This window comes from Sphingomonas crocodyli, from assembly GCF_004005865.1.
GTDB classification, from domain to species: domain Bacteria; phylum Pseudomonadota; class Alphaproteobacteria; order Sphingomonadales; family Sphingomonadaceae; genus Rhizorhabdus; species Rhizorhabdus crocodyli.
The window spans coordinates 355576-381143 of the sequence record NZ_SACN01000003.1 but is presented as its reverse complement, the minus strand read 5'-3'; the positions used below and the strand labels follow the sequence as shown (position 1 = coordinate 381143).

At 61.2% G+C, this 25568-nt stretch carries 29 protein-coding genes, 1 tRNA gene and 1 pseudogene; 16 read left to right on the top strand and 15 right to left on the bottom strand.

The genetic code is table 11. The features are described 5' to 3' along the window. Nucleotides 1-64 precede the first annotated feature (64 nt). On the bottom strand, nt 65-556 hold the full coding sequence (locus EOD43_RS19455) for a DUF4142 domain-containing protein (protein WP_240653373.1): 492 nt from the start codon (nt 554-556) through the stop codon (nt 65-67). Between the two features lie 240 nt (nt 557-796). Between EOD43_RS19455 and EOD43_RS19450 the strand changes: the two genes are divergently transcribed. Further along, nucleotides 797-1036 carry a hypothetical protein gene (locus EOD43_RS19450; RefSeq protein ID WP_127745685.1) on the top strand — a complete coding sequence of 80 codons (240 nt, stop codon included), beginning with the start codon at nt 797-799 and terminating at the stop codon, nt 1034-1036. A 139-nt stretch (nt 1037-1175) separates the two neighbouring features. Here EOD43_RS19450 and EOD43_RS19445 read toward each other — a convergent pair whose 3' ends face one another. The 6 genes from EOD43_RS19445 to EOD43_RS19420 all read right to left on the bottom strand — a co-directional run bounded on the left by EOD43_RS19445 (nt 1176) and on the right by EOD43_RS19420 (nt 4599). Then, complete coding sequence (locus EOD43_RS19445; RefSeq protein ID WP_127745684.1) at nt 1176-1460, bottom strand: DUF6894 family protein; 285 nt, start codon at nt 1458-1460, stop codon at nt 1176-1178. A gap of 416 nt (nt 1461-1876) precedes the next feature. Then, nucleotides 1877-2710: an outer membrane protein gene (locus tag EOD43_RS19440; RefSeq protein ID WP_127745683.1), complete on the bottom strand. Its 834-nt coding sequence runs from the start codon at nt 2708-2710 to the stop codon at nt 1877-1879. Nucleotides 2711-3169: 459 nt separating this feature from the next. Then, a complete protein-coding gene (locus tag EOD43_RS19435) occupies nt 3170-3376 on the bottom strand; it encodes a YdcH family protein (protein WP_127745682.1) in 207 nt (68 codons plus the stop codon). Further along, nucleotides 3357-3587 carry a hypothetical protein gene (locus tag EOD43_RS19430; protein ID WP_127745681.1) on the bottom strand — a complete coding sequence of 77 codons (231 nt, stop codon included), beginning with the start codon at nt 3585-3587 and terminating at the stop codon, nt 3357-3359. The genes EOD43_RS19435 and EOD43_RS19430 overlap by 20 nt, the downstream gene beginning before the upstream one ends. A 256-nt stretch (nt 3588-3843) precedes the next feature. Continuing rightward, nucleotides 3844-4077: a hypothetical protein gene (locus tag EOD43_RS19425; protein ID WP_127745680.1), complete on the bottom strand. Its 234-nt coding sequence runs from the start codon at nt 4075-4077 to the stop codon at nt 3844-3846. 51 nt (nt 4078-4128) lie between these two features. Continuing rightward, nucleotides 4129-4599 (bottom strand): Hsp20 family protein, encoded by a 471-nt coding sequence (locus EOD43_RS19420; RefSeq protein WP_127745679.1) that lies wholly within the window; start codon nt 4597-4599, stop codon nt 4129-4131. Between the two features lie 479 nt (nt 4600-5078). On the opposite strand from EOD43_RS19420, the gene EOD43_RS19415 reads away from it, so the two are divergent. Then, on the top strand, nt 5079-5348 hold the full coding sequence (locus EOD43_RS19415) for a hypothetical protein (RefSeq protein ID WP_127745678.1): 270 nt from the start codon (nt 5079-5081) through the stop codon (nt 5346-5348). A gap of 70 nt (nt 5349-5418) precedes the next feature. Here the strand turns inward: EOD43_RS19415 and EOD43_RS19410 are convergent, their stop codons facing one another. Further along, nucleotides 5419-5619 carry a hypothetical protein gene (locus EOD43_RS19410; RefSeq protein ID WP_127745677.1) on the bottom strand — a complete coding sequence of 67 codons (201 nt, stop codon included), beginning with the start codon at nt 5617-5619 and terminating at the stop codon, nt 5419-5421. Between the two features lie 518 nt (nt 5620-6137). Here EOD43_RS19410 and EOD43_RS23795 point away from each other — a divergent pair. The 11 genes from EOD43_RS23795 (at nt 6138) to EOD43_RS19355 (ending at nt 17621) form a co-directional block, all read left to right on the top strand. Beyond that, nucleotides 6138-6425 carry a hypothetical protein gene (locus EOD43_RS23795; protein ID WP_164857355.1) on the top strand — a complete coding sequence of 96 codons (288 nt, stop codon included), beginning with the start codon at nt 6138-6140 and terminating at the stop codon, nt 6423-6425. Nucleotides 6426-6874: 449 nt separating this feature from the next. Continuing rightward, entirely contained in the window at nt 6875-10171 is a 3297-nt protein-coding gene (locus tag EOD43_RS19400; RefSeq protein WP_127745818.1) for a response regulator, read from the top strand. A 7-nt stretch (nt 10172-10178) separates the two neighbouring features. Beyond that, nucleotides 10179-11003 (top strand): CheR family methyltransferase, encoded by an 825-nt coding sequence (locus tag EOD43_RS19395; RefSeq protein ID WP_240653372.1) that lies wholly within the window; start codon nt 10179-10181, stop codon nt 11001-11003. Continuing rightward, nucleotides 11000-11566, top strand: coding sequence for a chemotaxis protein CheB (locus tag EOD43_RS19390; protein ID WP_127745674.1), 567 nt, complete (start codon nt 11000-11002; stop codon nt 11564-11566). The genes EOD43_RS19395 and EOD43_RS19390 overlap by 4 nt, the downstream gene beginning before the upstream one ends. After that, a complete protein-coding gene (locus EOD43_RS19385) occupies nt 11563-13257 on the top strand; it encodes a response regulator (protein ID WP_127745673.1) in 1695 nt (564 codons plus the stop codon). Before EOD43_RS19390 ends, EOD43_RS19385 begins: the two co-directional genes overlap by 4 nt. Nucleotides 13258-13342: 85 nt before the next feature. Next, on the top strand, nt 13343-14938 hold the full coding sequence (locus EOD43_RS19380; protein WP_127745672.1) for an alpha-amylase family glycosyl hydrolase: 1596 nt from the start codon (nt 13343-13345) through the stop codon (nt 14936-14938). After that, on the top strand, nt 14938-15957 hold the full coding sequence (locus tag EOD43_RS19375) for a glycosyltransferase family 4 protein (protein WP_127745671.1): 1020 nt from the start codon (nt 14938-14940) through the stop codon (nt 15955-15957). Before EOD43_RS19380 ends, EOD43_RS19375 begins: the two co-directional genes overlap by 1 nt. A 111-nt stretch (nt 15958-16068) precedes the next feature. Continuing rightward, nucleotides 16069-16338: a hypothetical protein gene (locus tag EOD43_RS19370; RefSeq protein ID WP_240653371.1), complete on the top strand. Its 270-nt coding sequence runs from the start codon at nt 16069-16071 to the stop codon at nt 16336-16338. 432 nt (nt 16339-16770) lie between these two features. After that, nucleotides 16771-16929, top strand: a complete 159-nt coding sequence (locus EOD43_RS23790) for a hypothetical protein (protein ID WP_164857354.1) — start codon at nt 16771-16773, stop codon at nt 16927-16929. After that, nucleotides 16915-16999, top strand: a tRNA-Met gene (locus EOD43_RS19360). Before EOD43_RS23790 ends, EOD43_RS19360 begins: the two co-directional genes overlap by 15 nt. Nucleotides 17000-17084: 85 nt before the next feature. Further along, nucleotides 17085-17621 (top strand): hypothetical protein, encoded by a 537-nt coding sequence (locus EOD43_RS19355; protein ID WP_127745668.1) that lies wholly within the window; start codon nt 17085-17087, stop codon nt 17619-17621. Here the strand turns inward: EOD43_RS19355 and EOD43_RS19350 are convergent. From EOD43_RS19350 to EOD43_RS19335, 4 genes and pseudogenes are all read right to left on the bottom strand, one after another. Continuing rightward, nucleotides 17581-18071: pseudogene (locus EOD43_RS19350) on the bottom strand (nucleotidyl transferase AbiEii/AbiGii toxin family protein). The gene EOD43_RS19355 and the pseudogene EOD43_RS19350 sit on opposite strands and share 41 nt — an antisense overlap. A 163-nt stretch (nt 18072-18234) precedes the next feature. Next, nucleotides 18235-18876, bottom strand: coding sequence for a type IV toxin-antitoxin system AbiEi family antitoxin domain-containing protein (locus EOD43_RS19345; RefSeq protein WP_127745667.1), 642 nt, complete (start codon nt 18874-18876; stop codon nt 18235-18237). A 492-nt stretch (nt 18877-19368) separates the two neighbouring features. After that, nucleotides 19369-19626, bottom strand: coding sequence for a hypothetical protein (locus EOD43_RS19340; RefSeq protein ID WP_164857353.1), 258 nt, complete (start codon nt 19624-19626; stop codon nt 19369-19371). 301 nt (nt 19627-19927) lie between these two features. Beyond that, nucleotides 19928-20206: a hypothetical protein gene (locus tag EOD43_RS19335; RefSeq protein WP_127745665.1), complete on the bottom strand. Its 279-nt coding sequence runs from the start codon at nt 20204-20206 to the stop codon at nt 19928-19930. A gap of 943 nt (nt 20207-21149) precedes the next feature. Between EOD43_RS19335 and EOD43_RS23785 the strand changes: the two genes are divergently transcribed. Next, nucleotides 21150-21425, top strand: a complete 276-nt coding sequence (locus tag EOD43_RS23785) for a hypothetical protein (RefSeq protein ID WP_164857352.1) — start codon at nt 21150-21152, stop codon at nt 21423-21425. On the opposite strand, the gene EOD43_RS19330 is transcribed toward EOD43_RS23785, so the two are convergent. From EOD43_RS19330 to EOD43_RS19315, 3 genes are all read right to left on the bottom strand, one after another. Further along, on the bottom strand, nt 21422-21835 hold the full coding sequence (locus tag EOD43_RS19330) for a BLUF domain-containing protein (RefSeq protein ID WP_127745664.1): 414 nt from the start codon (nt 21833-21835) through the stop codon (nt 21422-21424). The genes EOD43_RS23785 and EOD43_RS19330 overlap by 4 nt on opposite strands. Before the next feature lie 1014 nt (nt 21836-22849). Continuing rightward, entirely contained in the window at nt 22850-23071 is a 222-nt protein-coding gene (locus tag EOD43_RS19320; RefSeq protein WP_127745662.1) for a hypothetical protein, read from the bottom strand. Nucleotides 23072-23132: 61 nt separating this feature from the next. Then, a complete protein-coding gene (locus EOD43_RS19315) occupies nt 23133-23339 on the bottom strand; it encodes a hypervirulence associated TUDOR domain-containing protein (protein ID WP_127745661.1) in 207 nt (68 codons plus the stop codon). A gap of 515 nt (nt 23340-23854) precedes the next feature. Here EOD43_RS19315 and EOD43_RS19310 point away from each other — a divergent pair. Together EOD43_RS19310 and EOD43_RS19305 are read left to right on the top strand one after the other, a co-directional pair. Next, the gene (locus tag EOD43_RS19310; RefSeq protein WP_127745660.1) at nt 23855-24613 is read left to right on the top strand and encodes an EAL domain-containing protein; all 759 of its coding nucleotides are present in this window, start codon (nt 23855-23857) and stop codon (nt 24611-24613) included. Nucleotides 24614-24939: 326 nt separating this feature from the next. Continuing rightward, entirely contained in the window at nt 24940-25491 is a 552-nt protein-coding gene (locus EOD43_RS19305) for a hypothetical protein (protein ID WP_127745659.1), read from the top strand. Nucleotides 25492-25568 lie beyond the last annotated feature (77 nt).

Genomic DNA, 25568 nt, shown 5'->3' with positions numbered 1-25568 from the left:
CTGCGAAGCACCGCGAGCCAGGCGAGGGCGAGATAGCCGGGGCTGCTGCCCCGGCCGCTATCCGTCACTTCATCTTGGCGAGAATTTCGATGTGGTGCTGCACCACCGGCACGATCTCACCCGCCGCCGTCTTGAGCGGCACGGACGTTCCGGATTTGCCGTAGCTCTGATGCAGCGCCAGCGCCTCTTGATGAGCCGCCTTTTGCTGACTGATATAGAGTGCGTCGCGGGCGGGGCCTTTGGTGGCGCGCAGCGCAGCGATCATCGACTGCTGCTTGGGCTCGAGCACCGGCGGCTTGACGGTCAGCCCACTCTTGGCGGCGGCTGCCTTGACCTTGGCGCTCGACTGGCTGTGATCGCTGACCATCATCGTGGCAAAGCTCTTCACCCCCGGATTGGTCGTCGACTCCAGCGCGATCTGGCTGGCGGTCTTCTCGTACAAGTCGCTTGCGCCGGCTTTCATCACGTAAGTCTGTGCACTCACCATCTGCGCCGATGCCGGCGCAGTCGATCCCACTGCCACGATCAGGCAGGACAGTCTGACAATACTGTTCATGATGTTCTCCCGCGGGCCCTATCTGCCCAGCGGCTAAACCGCCGGAGGTTCCGTCCGTTGCGTGCTTACCGGCGCTGGCGGCTCGACTCTGATCCAGGTTAGAACGATTTACGTGGGGCATCATCAATGCCCTGACGCCGCATGGTTGCGTCGCACCGGGTCGATCATGTCTTTACCAGGTCTTGCGCATGGCGGCGGGCATCCGGTAAAATTGACTATTGGTGCACTCGGGTGGAGGCGATGCCGCACTATCAGCTCTATCGGTTCAGCGGATTATCGATTATCGACGAATCCGACATTGAGGCCGACAGCGACCAGGAGGCCATGGCTCTGGCCTGTCTCGGCCTGCGCGGTCGAACGTGCGATCTCGAAATCTGGTTGGGGCGGAGACTTGTCGCAACCCTGCCGCGGGGGCGCCCGCCAATCCTCGATGGTCCGCGTCGCTGGTGCGACAATGCCTCGATGGCAAAGCCGGCATAACTGGGGCAAGATTGATCGACTTGGCCGCGACATTTCCGATGCCCATCGCGCCCGATGATTGCACTCGCATCTGCCGCAGCCGGCTTTTGGTAGTTTGGCTGCAAACGATGCGGAACGTAGCCCGGGGCACACTTTCGGATCAGAAGAGAGCCTCCACAGGGGTGCGTGGGCCATCCGAATGATAATGGATCATGAAGCGTCCATGAACCGAATCGAGTGCCAGCCGCATGATCGGCAGGCCAAGATCGTCGCAAACTTCGAGCTTCCAGTGATAAGCAGCCGACCGCCATCCATCGCTGGCCGCAATCAGCTCTCCTGCATAGCGCATCGCCATCTGCCGGGCCGCCGCGATGTCGGCCAGATCGACTCCGCACAGGTCGGGACAGTCCGCACCATCGTGCACGTCAAAATAATATCGCGGCATAAGCAACTCCTGGATTCGAAATGGTCTGCAGGCCTGGCCTGACTGCGCCTCGCGTTGAACATCTGCCGAGCGTCGGTATTCGGTGCTGCCTTCGCTACTCTATCCAGCCGCTTGCCGAGCGATCTTTCGATCTTCATCGAATTGTCCTCAACCCCGGTCGCTGATGCGCGCGGTGATCAAGCGCTTCGTGGCCCGATAAGGTCCATATAAGTCGTTGAAATGTGGGAAACGGCTGCCGCGGGCGGCTCGTGCGACCTCAGCCGCGATAGCGGCGCAGCGGCCAACTGGCACCTTCCATGGAAGCGTTCTTCTCGCCATCCCTCCATGCCGACCGGCGGCGCCGCGTGCTAAGCGGCGGCAACAGAAAGGGCGGGCAGCCTGCGCTACCCGCCCTCCCTTTCGAGCTTTCGCTGCGATCAGAAGCGGTAGCTGACCGTCGCGAGGAGCTGGTGGAAGGCGAACTTCGAGAAGGTCCGACGGAAGTCGGTGCCCTGCGGGTTGGTCGCCGTGAAGGGCGCAGCGCCCGTCTGGCGAACGACGAAGTCGTCATTGTCCATCACGGTGAACAGATAGAGCGCGCCGACCGAGAACTTGCCGACCTTCTGCTCGATGCCGCCGCCATAGTTCCAGCCCCACTGCCACTTGCTGCGGTCGTTGACCGAGAAGGGCAGGTTGTTGGCGTTGCGATAGCGGTTACGGATCTTGCCGTAGGTCGCGCCGCCGGTGCCGTAGATCATCGTGCCGGTGCTGGCCGCATAGCCCGCGCGGCCGCGCAGGGCATAGTTTTCGGTCAGACGCGAGCCGATCGTGTAGGCGTTCGGGGTGGTGCTGAACGCGGTGACATAGTCGTACAGGTACGACACGCCGCCTTCGGCGACCGCACCGACGACGAAGCCCGACGGGCCGGCGCCGAACTGATAGTCGTAACCGGCGTGGAGCTTCCACGCGGTCGCGTCATTGTCCTTGCGGCAGCCGCCGGCGCGGGTGCCATTGTTGTAACGGCCGCCGCAGAAGCCCGGCGAGAAGGCGTTGGCGCCGGTACCGGTGACGACGGTGTCGCCGAAGGTGCCGTCGAGGCCGCGATCGAACGTGATGGTCTCGTCGCCATCCGAAGGCTGCCACGAATAGCCAAGCTGACCGCCGACATAGGGGCCGGTCCAGCTGGTCGAAGCAGTGTCCTGCGCCGCCGCGGAGGTCGCTCCGAAAGCGAGGACGGCAAGCGCCGCCGTGGTGGTGAGTTGAAGCCGCATGAGGTCATCCTTGCGATTGTTGGAGCACGCCCCCGCCCAACCGCCGCTATAGAGCGAGGATCCATCCAGAGAAGCACAGGCGGCACAAAGTCTCCCCCTGTTGCGCAAACGCAACAACTCCTTGGATCGCCTGCCGGTCCTTTTCGAGGCGCATCGACCAAGCGCGTCTAGCCATGATCTGGCAAGGTTTAACGGTGATCCGAGCAGGTTGTCGTTCGCGCAGTGCTATGGCGAGACCCGCCGCCAGGGTTACCAATATCCGGATCAACGGCGAGCCTCGCTCGCACAATTGGGCCAGAGCTCGCCCAATCGCCATAACGCAGATCAGGATCTGGAACGGGCCGGTGAAAGAGGCGGTTCGCGCGAAGAAGCCGGCATGCCCCCCGGCAAAGCGCCGTCTTCTCCTGCCCCGTCTCCCCCATCCTCCGGGCGGGGCAGGATCCGCCCGGAGGTGGCGCGCTACTGTTGTAGCCAAGGCGACCCGCCGGTCTGTTCCGCGCGCATATCGCTCGTCCAGCTCTCTATCTGATCTTTGACCAGCAACTTTTGCTTTTTGAGCGATGCGATCGCCAGCGAGTCCACGACAGGATAGCGGTGCGCGTCCGCTATCGCCGCCTCGAGACGGGCATGTTCCCGGTGCAGATAGTCAAGGAACTTGTTGCGCATGTTCGCTCCCCTCATCCATGGCACACAGCGCCGAAAAAATGTCGTCGACAGGGACAGGTCGGGCTACGCCCGGCGGCTGGCGTAAGGCTGGTTTGTCCTGAACCGCAGCGCGGTCCGACGCCCATGATGCCAGGATCGCTCTTTTGACTTCAGGCTCGAAATGTGGGTGTCGAACGATGTCGAACGGATGATCAAATTGATCGACAGACATGGGTGATGAACCTCCTTTCCACCGTTCATTCTGCCAGGATCGCGTCGATGTCCGGGATTGCCAAACCGCGCATCAAGCGGCGAGGGACCGCGTCATGACGTAACATTGTCCCGCGCGTGTCCGCATCACCAGAGCGTCCAGACCGCCGTCAGCGCGCCGCAGCGTAAACTCGTCTCCGACCTGATGCGTCAGAACCCATTGACGTGCCCATTGCTCGGCGGCGAAATCGTTGGCGAGATTTGCTTGCGCCAGTGCCTCATCCGGGGCGCCCGGCGCGTACAGATTGTACAACATCTTCTCCCTTTCTCCTGTTGTGGTACTGCAGGCGTGCCGCGAGCAGCCGCTCGCGCGCGGCGGCCTGCTCGTGGCTGTGCGCGAGGCTGGCATGGGCGCGACGAGCCTCGGCGCACGCCGCTGTCGCGGCTGCCTCATGCTCCTGGCGCGCACGCCGCTCGAAATAATCGATCTTATCCAGCACCGTCATTGGCATCGTACGTGTCCCTGCTCAGGAACGCCGGCGGCCAGCGCCGCCGGCGACCAGTCAGGCAGCGCGCTCCGCCTCGCGCGGCCCCTCGATCAGGTCGTTGGCCACGGCGCCTATCTCAATGCGGCGCGGTTTCATCGCGTCGGGCACGTCGCGCGCCAGCTCGAGCGTCAGCAACCCATCGACAAGACGTGCCGAGCGCGCCTCGATATAATCGGCGAGCTGAAAGCGACGTTCGAAAGAGCCATGAGCGATGCCGCGATGCAGGAAGCGGTCGCGGTCCCCGTCGTCCTCGCGCCTCAATCCTTTGATAATAAGCTGATTGGGCTGGGTGACGATCTCGATCTCGTCGCGGGAAAATCCCGGGACGGCGAGTGTGATGCGATATTGGTCGTGTCGGGTTTTCTCAAGATTGAAGGCCGGAAAGCCCTCAGTCCGGGATTGTGAACCGCTCTCCAACAGATCGAACAACGTGTCGAAGCCGACGCTCGAGCGGCGAAATGGGGTGAAATCGAAATTGGTCCTCATATCCAAATCCTCCAAAGAGCAATCTGTGTATGAGAAGCGCCGGAAAGAGCCGGCGCCCTCTCGTGACACCGGGCCCAGCGGCGCCCGGCGGCGAGCGAGATAATTTCACTGGTCGCCGCTTCAAGTCCCTGATGTGGAAATCGGACAAAAAATTTATTCACTTATTCTAGCGGGATACGGCAGCCGAACGAGGATCAGCTCGCGAGAGCCGGCCGGCCGGCTCCGGCTGTTTGCGCAGGCGTCCTGTGGACTCCCGCAGGCGATCGCGTTCGCCGGGCCACGCGACGGCTCAGTTCTCGTCGAACCCGCCCCGACGGCAAAGCCCTGATCAGGCCGACGTTCCGGCTTAACATAGGCTATGCAAGTGTCTGGGTCGCTGAAGGAACGGGCGACGCACTGGCCGGTTGATCCGGGTATCGGCAGAATATCGGCGTTTTGCGCTTCGTTGATCGGACCGCGCGCCCGAGAGGAGAGGGACCATGGCGCGGGGTCGAAATGCGGGACGCCGGGGGGCACCGGTCAAACTTCTTATCATATCAGCATCGGCCGCCATCGGCGCGGTGGTCGTCGCGCTGATCTATCTTGCCGCTGAGCCGGGCCCCCTCCACCCCCATGTCATCCTCGCCACCATATTCGGTGTGGGGCTGAGCGTGCTGTTTGCGGGTGTTCTCATGACGCTGATCTACTGGAGTGCGGCTAGCGGTCGCGACGATGCGGTCGGCGGAACGCGCAGGCCGCCACGCGACTGAACGCCCGCTGCGCATTGCTCTCAAGCGCTGACCTGCCGATCGGGCCACGGGGGGCGCTCCGCAGGATCGGTCAGTAATTGCCGTCCGACTTTCTTTCGGCCCGCGCGCAAATCCGGTTGATCTGTGACCTTATGGCCGGGCCGCTCAGATGATGGTCGACCAAAGCAAATCGCTCGCGCTTCAGGATCTGAGAGACATCCTGCCAGTGGCGGCAGGAGCCATCGCCAGCAAGCTGGAAGGCGCGTTCGAGAATAGTGGGGAGCGATAACATGGTACCCATCCAGCATGTCAGGCACGGTTGCGCTCTAACCTATGACAGCGCGAAACACGCAGGAGCGATCAACCGGCTGGTTTCCGCTTCAGCCTGCAATTGCTTCGGGCCATCGACCATATCCGCGTCGATCGAACCGAATGGCGGACCGGACACGGCGGCATCTCGGTGAACGACCGTATTGGGGCCGCCCGGCGATAGCTCATTTAAGCGGGCGTCCACCCGATTTAAGACTCCCGCGCCAAAATGGTGGCCGTCGCACACGCGCAGATGGATGATGCCACCGCTCGCGTTTGATTGAGAGGCCGGAGCATCCCAATCTCGAGGCGCGTACTCGCCCGGTGCGGGGGTGGCCCGTCCATTCTCCTAAAGCGGGCGCCCCCCGGCCATTCAGATAAGCCGAGTTCGACCTGGGCAATGCGCTGGCGATCGCACCGGTGCCCGTAAACGCACGCTGAGGGCATTGCGCGCCGGCTCGCCCGGAGGAGATCCGATACAGGACCGTTAATAGCTTCGATTTGACGGCGCTGATCCGCCTAGGCGAGTTCGATCCATTCGATTTGGTCTGTCGGGCGTCCGGAAAGCCAGAGCGCGCGATGGTCGACGGTGTGGAGAAGGCGGGCAAGATTGAGAGCGAGCTCGCAAAGCCTGCACGCCTCGGATCGCGTCAGGGACGACGTCGCCAGGACCAGACAAGCCCCGAAAGGCTCGACAAAACCGCGGCCAATGCCAGCAAGAAGGACGCATTAATATCACCCATTTCATTCTCCAATCTATACTTATATAACCATATTGGCTATCTGTAGGAAAGGTGCTCGTAATCTCTCATCGCCAGCATCGAAATTCGCTCGGGGCCTCCAGGGAAAGCGCCTCGCATATCCGCTGTCCCGCCCGGGCGACGATCTCGAGATATCCAGCGCGTGTGGCAGCCCACGCCTTTCTTCGCGAAGATGATGGAACCGGTCGTAGCCTTACGAGTTTGGGGGTGGTCCGACCGGCTGGCGTTCGCCATTCTTGCGCCGGTAAATCTGGACTTTCGGGGCGGGGAAATAGGTGATCAGCGACACTCCAAGGCTCATGACGCGCATCTGCCAGATGGCGGGCTGAAGTGACGGGCGCTCCCAGAGATGCGGCGACGGCGCTGAATGAGAACAAGTCCTCATTTTTGGCCTCGCCAGGCGGCACACTGCTGGGCGTCGGCGTGGCGCTTCTCTTTTTCGTCCTTACCGGCGCGCTGTCCTACTCGAACATTCAGATGATCAAGACGGACAATGCCAAAGTTGTCCACTCGCATGAGGTCATCGTTGCGCTAAACGCGCTCCTTTCGGCGACGCAAGACGCCGAAACCGGACAACGTGGCTTTCTGTTGACGGGCAGCGAGCGATATCTGGCGCCCTATGAGGCCGCGCGATCTCGCATCGAAGCACAGCTCAGCGCCATTTCCCAGCTTATCGGCGACAACCGCAACCAGCAGATCAATCTTGTTCAGCTGCGCCCGCATATCGATGCGAAGCTTGCCGAGCTGAGGCAGACGATTGACATTCGACGCGAAAATGGTCCCGCTGCGGCGCTCGCGATTGTCGCGACCGACCGCGGCAAGATCGAGATGGACGCAATCCGGGACCAGCTGGGCGTAATGGGGCGCGAGGAAGCCCGACTGCGCCTGAGCCGGCTCGCGGAGATGGAAGCGGCTTCGCGTACGGCTATATTCAGCGGCATCCTCGCCGCGCTGCTGGGCATGGCGCTGACAATTTTGGTCGGGACGCTGCTTCACCGGTCGAACCGGGCGCGACGGCGTCAGGACTGGCTTGCCAGAGGGCAGGTCGGTCTTTCCCAGGCAATGCTTGGCGACAAGACGGTTCAAGAGCTCGGCAACAGCATCCTCGATTTCCTCGCTCCCTATGTCGGGGCGCAGGCGGGCGTGCTCTTCAAGGGCGAGGGCGGCGTTTTCGAGCGCGCGGCGCAGCTCGGGGTCCCCGCAGACGCACAGATCGCCATGCGCTTCGAGCTGCGCGAAGGCCTCCTGGGGCGGGTCGCAGCCGAGGACCAGTTGCTCACCGTCGACGATGTTCCCGAAGGTTATCTCAGTTACGGGTCGGCGCTGGGGCGCGATACACCAAAACATCTGCTGATCGCCCCGTTCAGAGCTGATGGGGTCATCAACGCGGTAATCGAACTGGGCTTTGTCCGTCCGATCGACGAACGCGTGCGAGCCCTCCTCGAGGATATCGCATCGGCCGCGGGCGTGGCGCTACGATCAGCGCGCTACCGGACCGAGCTTCAAAATCTGCTGGAAGAAACCCAGCGTCAATCCGAGGAACTCCAGGTTCAGAGCGAGGAACTTCGCGTCTCCAACGAGGAGCTCGAAGAGCAGGGACGCGCGCTCAAGGATAACCAGGTGCGGCTTGAGCAACAGCAGGCCGAGCTCGAGCAGACCAATTCACAACTCGAGGAGCAGGCGCAACTGCTCGAAACCCAGCGCGACGACCTGGCGAAATCGGGCGCTGCGATCGAGATCAAAGCGCGCGAGCTCGAGCAGGCAAGCCAGTACAAGTCGGATTTCCTGGCCAACATGTCGCACGAGCTGCGCACGCCGCTCAACTCGCTTCTGATCCTTTCCAAATTGCTGGCAGACAACGCCCAGGGCAATCTGTCGACAGAACAGATCCAGTTCGCGCGCACAATCGAGTCGTCGGGAAATGATCTGCTTTCACTGATCAATGATATTCTCGACCTGTCGAAGATCGAGGCCGGGCATGTCGAGATTCGTCCCGAGGCGGTGTCGCTCCAGCGTCTGGCTTCGGACCTGCGCAAGACCTTTGATCCTGTGGCAGCCGAGCGCAAACTCGATTTTGTGGTCGACATTGCCGCCGCCACGCCGGCGCGCTTTACCTCTGATCGTCAACGGCTCGAGCAGATCCTGAAGAACCTACTGTCCAACGCGTTCAAGTTCACCGCTCAGGGGCAGGTGCATTTGCGAATAGCACCGATCGGCCGTGACCAGCTGAGCCTGGCAGTGTCGGATACGGGGATCGGAATCTCCGCCGAGCAGCATGCTGCCATCTTCGAAGCCTTTCGCCAGGCGGATGGCGCGATAAACCGGCGTTATGGGGGGACGGGTCTCGGTCTTTCGATCTCACGCGAGCTCGTCCGGCTGCTGGGCGGGTCGATCGCGCTGGAAAGCGAGCCGGGGCACGGCAGCACCTTCACCGTAACTGTCCCGCTCGACTTCGACCCCAATGGCGTTGCGCCAAGGACCGCGCCGGCACCGGCTGAGGCCTTGGCGTCGGCCACGATGTCCCTGGCGCGGATGGCGGCAAAGTCTTTCGATGTCGAAGATGACCGCGAACGGCTCGAACCCGCTCGGCGGATCCTGCTCATCGTCGAGGACGACCAGGCTTTCGCGACGATCGTGCGCGATCTTTCGCGCGACGCCGGCTTCCAAAGTCTTGTCGCAGGAACCGCGGAGGACGCACTGGATCTCGCCAAGCGTTTCCGGCCCAGCGCGATCGTTCTCGACATCGGATTGCCCGATCAGTCGGGCCTGGCGGTTCTCGACCGGTTGAAGCGCGACGACATCACCCGCCACATCCCGATCCATGTCGTGTCGGCGGCCGATCATGCGCAGACGGCACTCTCGCTGGGTGCGGTCGGCTATCTCGTAAAGCCCGTGAAGCGCGAAGAGATCGTCCAGGCTATCGAAGCGCTCGAGCACCAGCTTACCCGAACGATGCGGCGCGTGCTCATCGTCGAGGATGATCCTGTTCAGCTGGCGGCGGTCAGGAAGCTGCTCCAGTCGGGTGAGGTAGAGACTGTGGGCGCGGGCAGCGTCGCCGAATGTCTTGCGCTCCTCAAGGAGCAGACGTTCGACTGCATGATACTCGATCTGACGCTACCCGACGCTTCCGGCTTCACGTTGCTCGAGACCTTGAGCACGCAAGGTGACTATGCCTTCCCGCCGGTAATCGTTTACACAGGCCATGATCTGAGCGCGCACGAAGAGCAAACTCTGCGGCGCTATTCGAGTTCGATCATCATCAAGGGAGCAAAGTCGCCAGAGCGCCTGCTCGACGAGGTCTCGCTGTTCCTTCACCAGGTCGTCGCCGAACTGCCGGCCGAGCAGCAGAAGATGATCCACGCCGCGCGCAATCGTGACGCGGTCCTCGAGGGACGGCGGATCCTGATCGTCGAGGACGATGTTCGCAATGTTTACTCGCTGAGCAATATTCTCGAGCCGCGCGGCGCGCTTATCGAGATCGCGCGCAATGGCCAGGAAGCCCTCGACGCGCTCGATCGTCACGACCAAAAGACAAACGGCCCGATCGACTTGATCCTCATGGATGTGATGATGCCGGTTATGGACGGCCTCGACGCAACCCGGCGGATACGGCTTGATCCACGCTGGACGAAGCTTCCCGTCATCATGCTGACCGCCAAGGCCATGCCGGATGATCAGGAGCGTTGTCTGGCGGCCGGCGCCAACGATTATATGGCCAAGCCCATCGATGTCGACCGGCTGCTGTCGCTCGTCCGGGTCTGGATGCCGCGGTAGAGTGGCTGTGCACGACCCGATCGAGGACATCGAAGTTCACCTTCTGCTAGAGGCGCTCTATCGCCGCTATCATTACGACTTCCGGCATTATGCCCAGGCGTCGATCAGGCGGCGTCTGCGACAGGCGCGTCAGCAACTGGGCTATGCGAGCTTTTCGCTGCTTCAGGATGCGGTTCTGCGCGACGAGACCTTGTTGCCACGTCTGCTCGACTATCTCACGGTCCAGGTCAGTGAAATGTTTCGCGATCCCAGTTATTTCCGCGCGATACGCGAGATGATCGTGCCGCACCTGCGGACCTATCCTTCGCTCAAGATCTGGATCGCGGGATGCAGCGCGGGTGAAGAACTGCATTCGTTCGCGATCCTGTTGAAGGAGGAAGGCCTTCTCGACCGGACGATCCTTTATGCCACCGACATCAATCCTGTCGCGCTCGAAGCAGCCGCGTCCGGCATTTATGCTCTCGATCGGATCAGAACCTTCACCCAGAACCACCAGCGTTCAGGCGGCAAGTCCTCGCTGTCGGATTATTATACCGCGGCTTATGGGCGGGCGGTGTTCGACAAGAGCCTTCGCGCGCGCGTCGTTTTTTCGGATCACAGTCTGGTGACCGACGCGGTCTTTGCTGAGATGCAGTTCATTTCGTGCCGCAACGTCATGATCTATTTCGACCGCCCGCTACAGGATCGCGCGATCGGGCTGTTCCGGGAATCACTGGCGCGCAAGGGCTTTTTGGGACTTGGGTCGAAGGAGAATCTGCGCTTCTCGGCCCATTTCCAGGCCTTCGACGAATATGTCGCCGGGGAGAAAATCTATCAGCGGCGCGCCGCATGACCCGGCCGATCGAGGCGATCGTCGTCGGAGCGTCAGCCGGGGCCGTGCAAGCGCTGTCACGTCTGCTGCCGAACCTGCCGGCAACCTATCCGCTTCCCATCCTGGTCGTCGTGCACGTGCCCCCCGAGCGCTCGGAGCTAGCCACCTTGTTTGGCGCCAAATGTCGCCTCCGCGTCAAAGACGCCGAGGACAAGGAAAGCATCCGGCCCGGATATGTGTATTTCGCGCCATCGGATTATCATCTGCTGGTGGAAGACCAGCGCACGCTCGCGCTCTCGGTCGATGAGCCGGTGCTCTATTCGCGACCCTCGGTCGATATATTGTTCGAAAGCGCCGCCGATGCTTTTGGCGACGCCGTTGCGGGCATTATCCTGACCGGCGCCAACGAGGACGGTGCCGCGGGGCTCGCGGCGATCGCGAACGCTGGCGGGCGCGCCATCGTCCAGCAACCGCACGAGGCTTTTGCGTCAGCAATGCCGCTGGCCGCGCTCGCCCGCTGCCCTCAGGCCGAGCCACTCACCCTTGATGCGATCGCGCGGCAGATCGAGGCGTGGGCATCATGACCACCACGAGCCGGCCTATCCATTTCCTGATCGTTGACGATCTCGAGGAGAATCTTCTTTCGCTCGAAGCGCTGCTCCGGCGGGACGGCCTGGCATTCCTGCGGGCACGATCGGGCGAGGAGGCCCTGGAGTTGCTGTTGCAGCACGACGTCGCGCTCGCGCTTCTGGATGTGCAGATGCCGGGGATGGATGGGTTCGAGCTTGCTGAATTCATGCGCGGGAGCGAGCGCGCGCGTCGCATCCCGATCATCTTCCTGACGGCCGGCACAGCCGATCTCAACCGCCGGTTCCGCGGCTACGAGGCAGGCGCGGTCGACTTCATTCAAAAGCCGATCGAGCCCGACATCCTGCGGAGCAAGGCCAATGTGTTTTTCGATCTTCATGAGCAAAGGCTTTTGATCCAGGAACAACGTGACGCGTTGGAGACGACGAGCCGGGCCCTGGCAAAGGCGGCGAACGACCTTGAAGCGCAGGTGGAGCAACGCACCGGCGAGCTGGAAAATGCTCTTACCCAGTTGCGCGTCGAGACGGCCGAGCGCGAGCGCGCAGAAGCATCATTGCGCCAGAGCCAGAAGATGGAGGCGGTCGGCCAGCTGACCGGCGGCATCGCGCATGACTTCAACAATATGCTGACCGGCGTCATCGGATCGCTCGACCTCATGAAACGCCGCATAGCCGCGCAGGATTATGACAAGCTCGGGCGCTACATGGACGCGGCATCGACTTCGGCGAGCCGTGCGGCGGCGCTCACCCAGCGGCTTCTCGCCTTCTCACGCCGGCAGTCGCTCGATCCCAAGCCGACCAATATCAACGCGCTGATCGAGTCGATGGCCGATCTGATCGACCGTGCGGTCAACGAAAGCATCAGTCTGACGGTCCGTCTTGCGCCGGATCTCCCGGCTGCAATCGTCGATCCGCACCAGCTCGAGAACGCCATCCTCAACCTGGTCATTAACGCGCGCGACGCGATGTCGCAGGGTGGCACGCTCGATATCGAGACCGAACTGGTGGCCGGATCTTCGGTGCCAGGGCTGGAAGGCGAAGACGCACAGTCACCATTCCTCAAAATCGGCGTTGCCGATAGCGGCATTGGCATGCCGGCCGAGATCATCGAGAAAGTTTTTGACCCCTTCTTTACGACCAAACCCCTCGGGCACGGCACGGGGCTGGGGCTGTCGATGGTTTATGGCTTCATTCGGCAGAGCGGCGGGCACGTCGCCATTTCAAGCGAGCCGGATCGCGGTACGAAGATGGACTTGTACCTGCCGACAACCCAGCAGCAGCCCCTCGATCTCACGGACGCGCCGCCGGCCGCGCGCTCGGGGCGTGGTCAGCGCGTACTTGTGGTCGAGGATGACGAATCCGTCCGCATGGTCGTGCGCGAAGTGCTGCGCGAGCTGCACTACGAGGCGATAGAATATGGCGACCCCGTTGCCGCCACAGCGTGTCTGGCATCAGCCCAGCGGATCGACCTGATGATTTCAGACATGGGGCTGCCCGGAATGACGGGCAGGGATCTGTTTGCGCAGGCGCGCACCACGCGTCCCGACCTCCCGGTCCTGTTCATTACGGGATACGATGCGGACGCCGCCGCTGGTGGCGCTGTCGCCGGCGAGGGTGTGGCGATGATCACCAAGCCTTTCTCGCTCGACGCGCTTGCCGCGACAATCAGCCAGCTTCTGCCTACATGATGTGCGGCGCGCCGGATCGAGGGCGCGTGGAAGGGAACCATAGCCCGGCTTCGGCGATAATGGTCTGGTGGCGGAAGGAAGCACGATGTCGGGTGAGCCACCCTGGTGGGCCAGCGGCGTAATCTACCAGATCTATCCCCGGTCGTTCCAGGACAGCGACGGCGACGGCATCGGCGACCTTCGTGGGATTGAGCAGAGGCTGGACTATATCGCAGCACTCGGGATCGACGCCGTCTGGCTTTCGCCGATCTTCTGTTCACCAATGCGCGACTTTGGTTATGACGTCGCGGACTATACCGGGATCGAACCCTTGTTCGGCGATCTCGCCGATTTCGACCGCTTATGCACGCGCCTGCATGAACGCGGTCTCAAACTTATCCTCGATCTGGTGCCCAATCACAGCTCGGACCAGCACCCTTGGTTCCAGGCGAGCCGACGCAGCCGGCTCGATCCCAAGCGGGACTGGTACATCTGGCGCGATCCGGCACCCGATGGCGGTCCTCCCAACAACTGGATCAGCGATTTTGGCGGTTCAGCCTGGGAGTGGGATGATCTCACGGGGCAATATTTTCTGCATGCCTTTCTGAAGGAGCAACCCGATCTGAACTGGCGCAACCCGCAGCTGCGCGAGGCGATGTTCGACGTGATGCGGTTCTGGTTCAACCGTGGTGTGGACGGCTTTCGCATCGATGTGCTCTGGCACATCGTCAAGCATCAGGACTTTCCCGATAATCCGCTCAATCCAGCCTGGACGCCAGATCGTACCGAGCGCGACAAGGTCCTCCAGCTCTATTCGACCGATCAGCCCGAGGCCCACGCCATCGCAGCCGAGATGCGCCGCCTGGCCGATACCTATCGCGAAAAGGTTCTGATCGGCGAGATCTTCCTGCCCAACGACCGCCACGCGCGCTGGTTCGGTACCCCCGAGCAGCCTGAGGTCCATCTGCCCTTCAACTTTCAGCTTATCGAGACCGAGTGGGACGCACGCGGCCTCCATGCGATGATTTCAGCATATCTCGAGTCCCTGCCGGCGCACGGCTGGCCCAACTGGGTTATGGGAAGCCATGATGCGCCGCGCATCGCGGCCCGGCTGGGCGAGCCGCAGGCGCGGATCGCAACGATGATGCTCCTTACGTTACGCGGCACGCCGACCCTCTATCAGGGGGACGAGCTGGCGATTGGCCAGGTCGTCATTCCCAGGGATCGGATCCGCGATCCACAAGACCTGCGGCAGCCCGACCTGGGGATCGGCCGCGACCGCTCTCGCACACCCATGCCATGGGGCGAGGGGGCTTTTGCGGACTTCAGCACGGCCGAGCCCTGGCTCCCGCTTAACCCCGACTGGCCAACACGCAATGTCGCTTCGCAAGAGGAGGATCCGGGTTCGATGCTGCACTTCGTTCGCCGCATTCTGGCGCTACGGCGGGCCGAACCTGCGCTCGCGGTGGGCAGCATGACATTGCTCGACATGCACGAGGATCTCATCGCATTCGAGCGCCGCCATGACAGCGAGCATCTGCTTGTCGTCCTGAACCTGGGGACGCGAGACTGGAGGCTACCGGTTCCGCCGGGATATCGCGCCGGAGACGTCCTCGCCTCGACCCTGACGGTGCGGGCGGTTGATGACCGGATCGGACCTGATGAGGGGCTGATCATAAGGCTGGAGGAGATCGACGGATAATGCGCATCGCCATGCTAGCGCCGATCGCCTGGCGAACCCCGCCACGCCATTACGGTCCGTGGGAACTCGTCACCAGCTTGCTGACCGAGGGCCTCGTCGCACGCGGCATCGACGTCACCCTGTTTGCGACGCTCGACAGCGTGACTTCGGCAAAGCTCGATGGCGTTGTGCCCGCCTCATACAACGAGGATCCTGCAATCGATGCAAAGGTCTGGGAATATCGCCATCTCGCGCATATTTTCGGTCAGGCCGACCAGTTCGATATCATTCACAACCAGGCCGATTTTCCTGCCCACGCTTTTGCGCGCATGGTGGCCACCCCGATCGTCACGACAATCCATGGTTTTTCATCGGAGCGGATCCTGCCGATGTACAAGCCGTTCGAGAAACGGATTCATTATGTCGCGATCAGCGACGCGGACCGTCACCCGGCGCTGGAATATGCCGCTACGATCCATCACGGAATCCGCTTCGAAGACTTCCCGCTGGATACTGCGGGCGACGATCGACTCCTGTTCTTCGGCCGTATCCATCCCGACAAGGGGGCTGCAGAAGCAATTAGGATAGCTCAGGAGGTCGGGAAACCCCTCGATCTTTATGGCCTTGTCCAGGATGGCGAATACCATGCGCGCTCGGTAGCTCCCCATGTCGATGGAAAAAGGGTGCGCTTCCATGGGGTGGTCGGCGGCGCGGCCCGCTATCAGGCGCTCGGTCGAGCGCGCGCCCTGCTTCATCTGATCAACTTCGACGAACCATTTGGTTTATCGGTGATCGAGGCGATGGCATGTGGGACACCGGTGATCGCCCGCAGGCGCGGTTCGATGGCAGAACTGATCGAACATGGTGTCACGGGCTTCCTGATCGATGATATCGAAGAGGCGGCGGCCGCGATCGAAGGCGCGGCACAACTGGACCGCGCAACGATAAGAAAAAGGGCGCGCGAGCGCTTCGCGGTGGAGACGATGGTCGACAATTACATCGCGCTGTACAACCGCATTCTGACAGCAGGCACTGCTTAAGCCCCCCCCTTGCAGGGCGGGGACGGGGACGCTCTATAATCCTCGCCGGGTGGTCCGATGCGGAAGATTCACGGGGCTTCTATCATGTCGGGCGGTCACCTGGCGCGTGTAATGAAGCGGCGTCTGGTTGATCATCTTGGAAGCGACCTTGCATTCGACAAAGGTGTCTGTAGGTCCGGAGCGATGAACCAGTACGAAGTCTATTGCGCTCAGGCAGAGACCCAGCGACGCGCTGCCGCCCAGGCGACGCTCGTCAATCGGCGCGAGATGCACCTTCGGGCTGCAGCAACATGGGAAGCCATGGCAGAGGCCGCGAAAGATAATGTCGAGCGTGCTATGGTGAACGAAGCGGCCAAGATGGCGGGGCCCGCCGTCTCCTGAATCACCAGACTTTCCGCAAGTGACGGAGCTCGCCGGTTCAGATTTGTGAAGCGGCAGACGACGAGCTCGTGGCCAGCGATCGGACCGATTTCAGGAGGCCAATCCTGGGTCTCATTTCATCTGGCGTGAAAACCTCCTCTCGGTTGCTGCCCGTCGATAGCTGCTACAATTTCGGGCCAGCAAATCTGATCTGAATCATAGCGGTAAAATCGAAACGGTGCCATAACGGCTTGAGGCTCTTGCAGATTTCCCGGGAAGGACTGGCAAGAGCCTCGCCCGGACTTAATGCAGATGTCTCTGACGGCTTGGTACGCGCGCGCGGACCCCGGTCAGATTTGTCATTCCCGCCTCGGCCATGCTGGATCCAAATCCACCCATCGAGGAACATCACGGCGCCGAAATCATTTCTGTATCGAGCCGGAGAGGGGAATCATGGAGCGCGACGAACTCATCCGAAAAATGCGGGGCAGGGTGGAGCAATGCCGACGCCTCGCGCGCTCGACCACCGATCAGGAAACCGCCACCATCCTTCATCGAATGGCTGATGAAGGTGAAGCCGATATCGCCAGACTGTTGCTCGAGGAGGCGTAATTGGTGAGCGATACAGACCTTCAGGCTCATAACCTGAAGTTCGCTGGTTCAAATCCAGCTCCCGCAACCAAGATTCCAGACAGATCAATAACTTCGAAAGCCACGCATGTTCCCTGCGGGGCTTCTACACGGCGCACCAGGCTGTCGCGGTCGCCTTGACCGACGATCCAGGCCATCGGCAGGATCAGTTGCTTTATCATCGCCTCCGGGGTGACCGAGCCGCAAAAGATTCGCAGGGCGGCGGGGAGCGCCTCGTCCTGGGCGAGGAAGGCAGCGAGCTGCACGGCGTCGGCGCCGGTGCCGCCCAGCTCCTCCTGGATGCTGGTCCAGAGACCGAGGCCGGGACGCGCGGGGCCGAAGGGCGCGCCCTGCTCGATCCCGATCTCGGAGGTGGTGAGGTAGCGAAAGCCGGTTCGATAATTAGGGTTCTGTCGGCGGTGATCCCAGAAATGACCGATCGCGTCCCGCACCGCAGGGGTCCTGAGCGTGATCGTGCCCGAGCCCGCGGCATCCTTGATCTGCTCGATCGAGGCCTCGTCCCCGCTGACAAGATCGAGGTCCTCCGCGCCCTCGAGGGTGAGTTCGTCGCGGTCCCCGAGATCGGTCCAGACGAGGAGGCCCCGCAGGATCTGGTAGATTTAGCCGCACAAGTCATCCTTCGGCCTGAGCAAGGCGGTCGTCCTCGAAGGTGAAGCTCTCGGCGATCAGCCAGATGTCGAAATAGTCCTTGAGGCGCGTGTTCGCTCGTCCGAGATCGACCATTGCCTGGAACTTCTCGGCGATCACCGTCTCGCGGGCATAAGCGCTCAGGCGGGGCGGGGGAGGTCGAGCAGCGCCGGATAGTCGATCTCCTCGGCGCCCGGCTCGATCGCGTCGCCGAAGCCGACATCGATCACGACGGCCACGACGGCGCCGTCGATGTTCGCCCGTGTCCGAAGGCGGACCCCGCCATAGGCGAGATGATCGCGGATACGCTCGACGCGGAGTCCTTCCCGGTCGAAGACCACCCCGTCATCGACCTCGACCATCAGGATCTCGCGGAAGGTCTCGAGCATCGCTTCGCTGTCGGCATCGCCGAAGCCAAGCAGGTCTATGTCGCGTGTCGGGCGCGTCGGAAGGTCGAACCAGGAGGTGAGGAGCATAGCGCCTTTGAGGACGAAGCGCCCGGCATGGTCTGACTTTCCAAGCCGGTAGAGCAGGCGTTCGAGGGCAAAACGGGTGAGGACGAGCTGGAATGGCTGGCCGCCCTCCTTCGAGAGCATCAGGAGGCGAGCCCTGACGGACGGTGCGATGTTGCGCGGCGGCCTAGCCATCGATCGTATAGGCCTCGAGATACGGCCGGATGATCGTCCAGCTGCCGGACTGATGCGCGCGATCGGCAATCTCCGCGGCGGTCGTGCGTCGGGTCTTGAGCGCGTCGCGCAGGGCTTCGACCGCGACGCTCAGCCCGACCGATTTGCGGAATCGGAAGCAGTCAACGAGGGTTCGGGGGATGTTGAAGATCCGGACGGGTACGCCGTCGATCATGTGGGTTTGGATATCGCGCTGGAGCAGCGTTTGTGTGAGGCGAATGATCCGTAGGCTAGGCCCGTTGTCGCTTGGCTGCCAATCCTTTGCGCCGATCGCGAGCCAAATGCGGTGTGGAATCTGATCGGTGAGTTCGTGGAAAGCGAGCGCTGACGTCAGGCAAATAACCCCCTTCGGCACCCTTTTAGCGGCCTCCGCAAGGTCATGGTTGATGTCGGTCGCCGCATCGCTGCGTTGATAGAGGCCGCGCGACAGCCGTTGGATGATGCCGTCCTTTTCCATGCGGCTGAGCGTGGTGGCGGCGACCCCTCCGGCGACCAGTTCGCGCGTTCGCATTATGCCATGTCGATCGAGCAGAATTAGGGCGCGCTTGCTCTGCGTGCCCTTTGCGTTGTTAGTTTTCCTCGGAGTGCTGCTCATAATCTCCGAGGATTTATAACATTAGGAGATGCGGTGCTAGAGCGAGCATTGCTATGCTCTCCCAATCCCGGTCGGCATGCGCATTAAACGGGCGATGACCCCGGCAGGGCCTCAAAAAAGTGTCCGCCCGATCAGTATCCGAGGGCTCTCGCGCTCGCAATGCGAACACGCTAATACTTCACCGTAAGGCGCTTGCATTCGCGCGGCCTTTGGGCCTTCACGCGTTTTCCAGCCGCCAACCCTAACGGCGGTCAACCGCCCCATTCCAGCCGTAGAATGTCCGGGTCATGCTGATGGCGGTCGCGCAAGCATCCCACTGCGTTGGCGTTGGACATATCTAGATAGCTCCAGAGTGTTGCCTTTGGATGCGGGTCACGGCCTGCGTCGAGGCGCCAGCGTCTCTTCCATTTCTGATCGTCTCGGCCGCGCCTCTCGGTGGCATTTCCCTGGAGGCTGGAAAGATGTGCGGACGCGCCGCCAACGTCCGACCTCCTACTCCGCTCCAACGATCAAGTTGCCGACATCGATTGTTGTGATCGGACGGGCCTCTGCAGACGGAGAAATCCATTGGAATTCACGGGTCGGACATTCATCGATGATGTCGTCTATCTGGATGGCAACACTTTCACCAACTGTACTTTTGATGGATGCGTCATCTGCTACGACGGCGGCGCGGTTGCCTTCGCTGGCACGACGAGGTTTCAAACCGAGAATATTTTTGAATGGGGACCTCGCGTAGACATGACGCACCCGTTCTCTAACTGGGTGTACGCTTGCTTGAAACAGGCCAGCGAACAACGGGTGACCGACCTATCAGGCAGGGCATGATTGCTATGATGATGAGGCGAATTGCACGGCACGCCTCGTTGATTTCACCGCGAGCCTGACCCGCCTGCAACGCCGCGCGGTCGGTTTCGACAGCCTGCGTAATGCTGGCTTCTGGCGTTGCATAAATACGCTGTGCGGGATGGCCCTGATGCTGGAAGCCGGTCCAGCTCACCGATCGCGCAGACACTGCACGCAACCCGATCAGGGGCTGCGAATGAGCGCGTTAGAGGAAGGGAGCGCCACCCTCGATTACGAGTGGGCCGAGCGTGACGAGCAGGTTGCGGGCGCCATCAAGTTTGCGCCAGGCACCATCAGGCGCGAGCGCGGCAACGGCCTTTGCTGCATCTCGAATGTCAGGATTGCGATCACGCAAGACGGTCCACGCCAACAGATTGATGTCGATCGAAAGCGGCCCGTGGCGGTCGACAGCATTGAAGCGAACCACGTCGCCAACGACGGCTCGTCCGGAACGGCTATCGTCGATGATGATGGTCTTCGGCATAGCGGGTTGAATGACGTCGCCAATGGCGACCCGCAACTAAGGAGTTTCGCTTTAAGGGTCCGACCGGGCCGGCTGTTCAATACTTGCGACGGTCGGCGCCGTTAGTGTTGTGACACCGCTCCCTCCGCGCTCAGCAACCTGATCCAAAGCTGCAAAAACACTGGCGTCGCGGCAGGCCGGGCAGGAAGATCCGTGAAATTCCGCGCACGCGCTCACGACGAACGGCGCACCCGGCCGAGATGATTCGAAGTGATGCATGTTCAGTCCCTGCTGCTTAATAGCCGTTTACCCAAAACGAGTATCCAAGGAAATGTTTGCAACCAAGAGTTTAGGCATCGATCTTTAGACTATCGGGGAAAAAGTCTTGTCCTTTGCTCTCGAAAACTTGCTGGATGGGCTAGCGGCGTGGGATCGGGACGCGGCGCCAGCATACACGTGGGTCGCGCTGAAGATTTTCACCCCGCTCGGGCGTAATGGCTCCTGGGTCGGGAAGACTACGGCTGGAACGGCACCAATATTTACGAGCTGAGGGTGCTCGACTGTGTGCGCCGCCGCCTGATCAGCCAAGTCGAGGCGATCGGCATCGACGACGAGTTTGCCGACGTTAGCTAAGGCCCGCCTTCCCAGCTGTGTCTGCGTTTAACCGGCGAAAGGTGCCGGTGCGTATGAGAAAGCCGTTGTTCAAAACCCGCCCCGATTATCGCGGATATATGGTCAGAAATGGTTCCATCTGAGGACGTTTGTGTTCGGCGACCGCCCCGCGTCGAATATCTCGGCTCCGCACGGCAGCAAGCCTTACAGCGCTCTGCAGAAGGCGCACGGCAGGCGCGCGGCGGCACTTATTTCTTGAAGATGAGAGGGCGCGTCTGAAATGAGGACGTTCGCCACGGAAGGGTCAAGAGGCAGATCGTCCTGAGCGACGACAACAGGCAGCGATGTGACGATGACCATGCCAGTCGCCATCTTCCGCAAGATCCGCGATGCGGCCGCACAGCCGAAGGAAGTGACGATGACCGGGTTGCGGTATGGCGACGCGCCTCAGCTGGGTGACGCGGGGGGTCTTCGATATCCGCCCCGTGTCGGGGCAAAAGACGCTGCAGGAGCCGGCGACCTATATCAAGGCAAGGACAAGGCGCGGTATGCGGGTACGCAGCGGCGTACGCAGTCGGATGCTCGCTTAAGCACACCGAGCTATCTCGTCGCGCCCACACAGCGTTAATCAGGCCATGCTGCCCGAAGTCTGGCAAAGCTGCGAAACAGCGCGCGAGTGTTGGGCTCAGGGATTGTTTCAGTGAGCGCATCGACGGTGCCTACGATGTCGCCCTTTCCTATTATCGGGCCAATCACCTGAGAGGCCATAGCCCATCCGCCGAACTGGCGCGCGTTGACGGACCGCCGCGAGAGCTCGACCACGGCCCTGTGTCGCGTATCTGCACAGATACGCAGATACGTGTCTTCTACCGGAATTTGATCGCCTTCGAGGGCTTGCAGGAATCGGGTTCCGTCGAACACCAGCAGCCCGGTGAGGCCGGCATGGCTATTATTGCGACGGGACGTCTCCAGGATCATCTCGGCATCGTAGATGGAAAGCGATGGGGCCGCGGTGCTTATGTAGGTTAGCTGGAGCATAATTTCTCCGGCGCCGACCCTAAAGCTCAGGCCAACGGCAAGTGGGGATGGATTTATCGGCAATCGCCAGGAGCGATCGGCCGATCAGACTTTTTCGGTGCGCGACCTACTCTCGATATCTGCACATCGCTTACGGTGGAGCTCTGCCAAGGAAAGATGAATGCGCGTTTGCGCAGCATCAGTGCATTGCTCGGCCAAACTGCGGCAATGCGCCTCGCGGGCGCGATAATATTCCAGGTCGTTCCCCGCCATCGGTAGCCCCTCCGGCCGGCGTGCTGCTGGCCTCTTCCAACATACTATTATGACGTGGTGAGCACAATTGCTGCAGAGCAGTGGACCGGTATTCGGTCCCGGATCAATTTCGCCGCTTGCCGCAGTACAGGTGATGGCCCCATAGCCTGCCGCGTTAAACGGATGAATGCGCCTAGCGTCGTCCGGGGTTGCGCAGGGGGCTCAGATTAAGATTGGTCGCTGGGTAGGCTTGTGGCTGGCCGTCTTGCTCGTGAGCACTCTGGCGGTGCCCCTAGTGGCCGCACGCGGTTCTGAGCAGGCCATAGATTGTACGGTTTATCTTTGGACGGTCCTGCTTGCCTCCGGCCTGTTCCTAGCCGGGATTTCGATCGTGACGGCTTGGCGGAGCCGACGGCAAACGCCGCTGCTTGCGCACTATCTGGCAATGGCCGCCCTGATCCTGCTCATGCTAGCAGCGGTGCCGGTGCTCGTGACAGGCTTTCAAATGCTGGAAGGGCGGTAGGGTCGAGACCGTGACGGTTTACGCTCGCCGTCCGATTGAAAATCGGCCGTATTGGGCGTCGCGGCCGTCTCGCCATTGCGTGAGCGGGGGCGCGACTGGTTTGACCCCGTCTCAAAATCTATCTGATTGAAAGACCGACGATCTGTATACATTCCTTGCTGCCGATTTTTACGTTGGCTGATCGCAGCCGATCTGTCCAAGGAAGCCAAAACGCCCCGCCATGAGGCGAGGCGTCTATATGGTAAGCGTTAGTCGACAGGTTAACGCTGTGCACCGCGCAGCGTCTGGATAAGGCCGATTGCGGCGATCCCCAGGAAAGCGGCGCTCGTCCACGGCCGAGCCTTTGCAAAGCTGCGCGCCTTGTCGGTGAGCGGCGCATTGCCCGAGAAATGCTCTCTGAATGCGTCGGTTAGAGCCGTCTTCTTATTCGAAATTGACTGGACTTTGGAGGAAGCGGTTGGAATGCTGCTGATGTCATTCATGGTCGTATCCTTTTTGATATAGAGCTGTAATCTGGGATAATATCCGCGCGGGGGTCTGCTGCTATTCCCGGGTCAGGGCCGACGGCTTATGCGCTGCTCTGGAACCCTTTTTGGTCTCGACAATGACCTGGGGGTTGTCATCCGAAGCGGCGACCTTGTGGTTCTTTATCCTGGTCTCGCTCGTCACCTTCTTCACGACCTTGCCGTGCGCGATGCCACCGCTGCTGTTCCATTTTACCTTGGTGCCTTTGCGAAGCGCTTCAGCCATCGTCAGCTCCTCTCGAGTGCGTGAGGCAAAACCGAGCACGGATGGGAGACGTTCCCTCGCAAGTAGCGGTGTGCGGCGACAAAGCGCTGGACTGCTATATACGGCGGCACGACTGAAGGCGGCATCGATGACTGGATGATCGGACGGGAGATATCTTGCCGGCCAAGCCCGCGCAGATCATTCACCTCGCGAGCGTTGCTGCCACGTGCACGGCGACCGATTGACTGGCGCCTATTCGTATCTCCGACACCATGCACATAAGATGCGCGGAGCCTAATACGAGGACTTTCGCGGAGTACAGCTATCTGGAAGTCTGGACGGGCCAGATTACGCGCTTCACTCGTGACTTTGGAATTGGTTAGGTCAACGCGTTCTCGCAAGCCCACCCCAGCATATTATTCTATTAGTTATTTACAGCTTGCAGCCAATCGCAGCGGGCAAGCTCGAATAAGACCAATGAGGGTAGCCTGATCCACGTTGTTTTAGATCCGATGCCCTTTAGCTAGACCGTGAGAATGGAACATGCCTGCAGTGGGTGCCGCGACGGCGCGGACTTTGAAATTCCCTTTGCCATGGCTTTCCAGCCCATCGTAGACGTGCAGGCGCGCTCGATCTTTGCCTATGAGGCGCTTGTGCGTGGCGTTGACGGCGCAGGCGCGCACCGCATTTTGTCGAGTGTTACCGAAGTCAATCGCTATGCTTTCGATCAAGCGTGCAGGGTCAAGGCGATTGAGACAGCGATGGGTGCCGGTCTGATGCAGACCGACGCCAAGCTGGCGATCAATTTTCTTCCGAATGCGGTCTATTCGCCTCTCGCCTGCATCCAGCTAACCTTAGCAACCGCGCGTCGTGTCGGCCTAGCAATCGATCGATTGATTTTCGAGTTTACGGAAAATGAGCAGATGGGGTCACCCAACCACGTCCTGGCGATCATCGACACTTATAAGAAGATTGGTTTCACCGTCGCGGTCGACGATTTCGGAGCCGGTTACTCGGGCTTGGACATGTTCGCGAAGTTTCAGCCAGACGAGGTCAAACTCGACATGGAGTTGGTCCGTGGGATTGATTCCGATCGGCGGCGCCAGGTGATCGTGCGCGCAATCGTGACGATGTGTGAGGAGCTCGACACCCAGCTTATCGCTGAGGGGATCGAGACAGAGCAGGAGGCTTCGACCCTAGCAAGGCTGGGCGTGCGATATCATCAGGGCTATTGGTATGCGCGCCCGGTATTGGGCGTTCTGCCGACAGTCAGTCATGACCGTTTCGCGGCTTGATCTGTAAGGCTGGCCCATTTTCCCTGTGCCACCTGCGAATCGATGTAATGATAGCCTGGCGCTTCGAGGCCGCACTTTGCGTCGCCGCGCCGTCATTCGGTGAGACGCACTTTGTGCCACAGCAAGATTCCGAGAAGTTGAGATCGATCAGTATCCATTGGGCCCGACCGAACGGCGATTGACTGCTTCGCGTCACCGCGAGGTTCCATCATTCCATGATTGCTGCGTTTCCGCCTGCCGCCGGAACCCCATTCTCTGCTCCGGATTTATAATCAGCCGCGCCGGCAAACCCAACGAGCGCAAACCCAACGAGCAAGGAAGGTGGGTTGGCTAGAAAGCTGAAAGTGTTCCGGACTTCCACCGGCTTTCATGACGCGTTCGTGGCTGCCCCGAGCCGCGCCGCCGCTTTGCGCGCCTGGGGAAGCACCAACGATCTTTTTGCCCGCGGCGGAGCCAGCGAGGTGACCGAACCAGCCCTGATGGAGAAGCCGCTCGCGCGCCCCGGTGAGGTTATTCGCGTGTCGCGTGGCTCGCTGACTGAGCAGCTCGCGGCCTTGCCGCCACACGAAATCGAAGCGCAGCCCAACGCCGACCGCTCCGACCAATCCCATCCGGGGAAAAATGGTGTGAGCCGGAAGAAGCTGCCTCCAAGACCCAGCCGCGCCGCGGTCGAAAAGGCTTTGGCGCAGATGGAACGCCTTCGAGCGCGCCAGCGTGAACAACTTGCCGAACTGGATGAGCGCGAGGCAAAACTACGTGATCAGCGGCGGGCATTAAAGGCCCGGCAAAGTGCGCAGCTGACGCGCGCGGAGCGTGCCGTGGAAGAAGCTCAAGATAACTATAGCCGCGCACTCGATCGATGGCGGTCGCGCGACTAATTTAGATCCTACATGGGCGTGATGCGGCTCGAGCGACCAGCTGGTGAGGACAAAGCCTGAAGCCTGGTCCGGCGGCA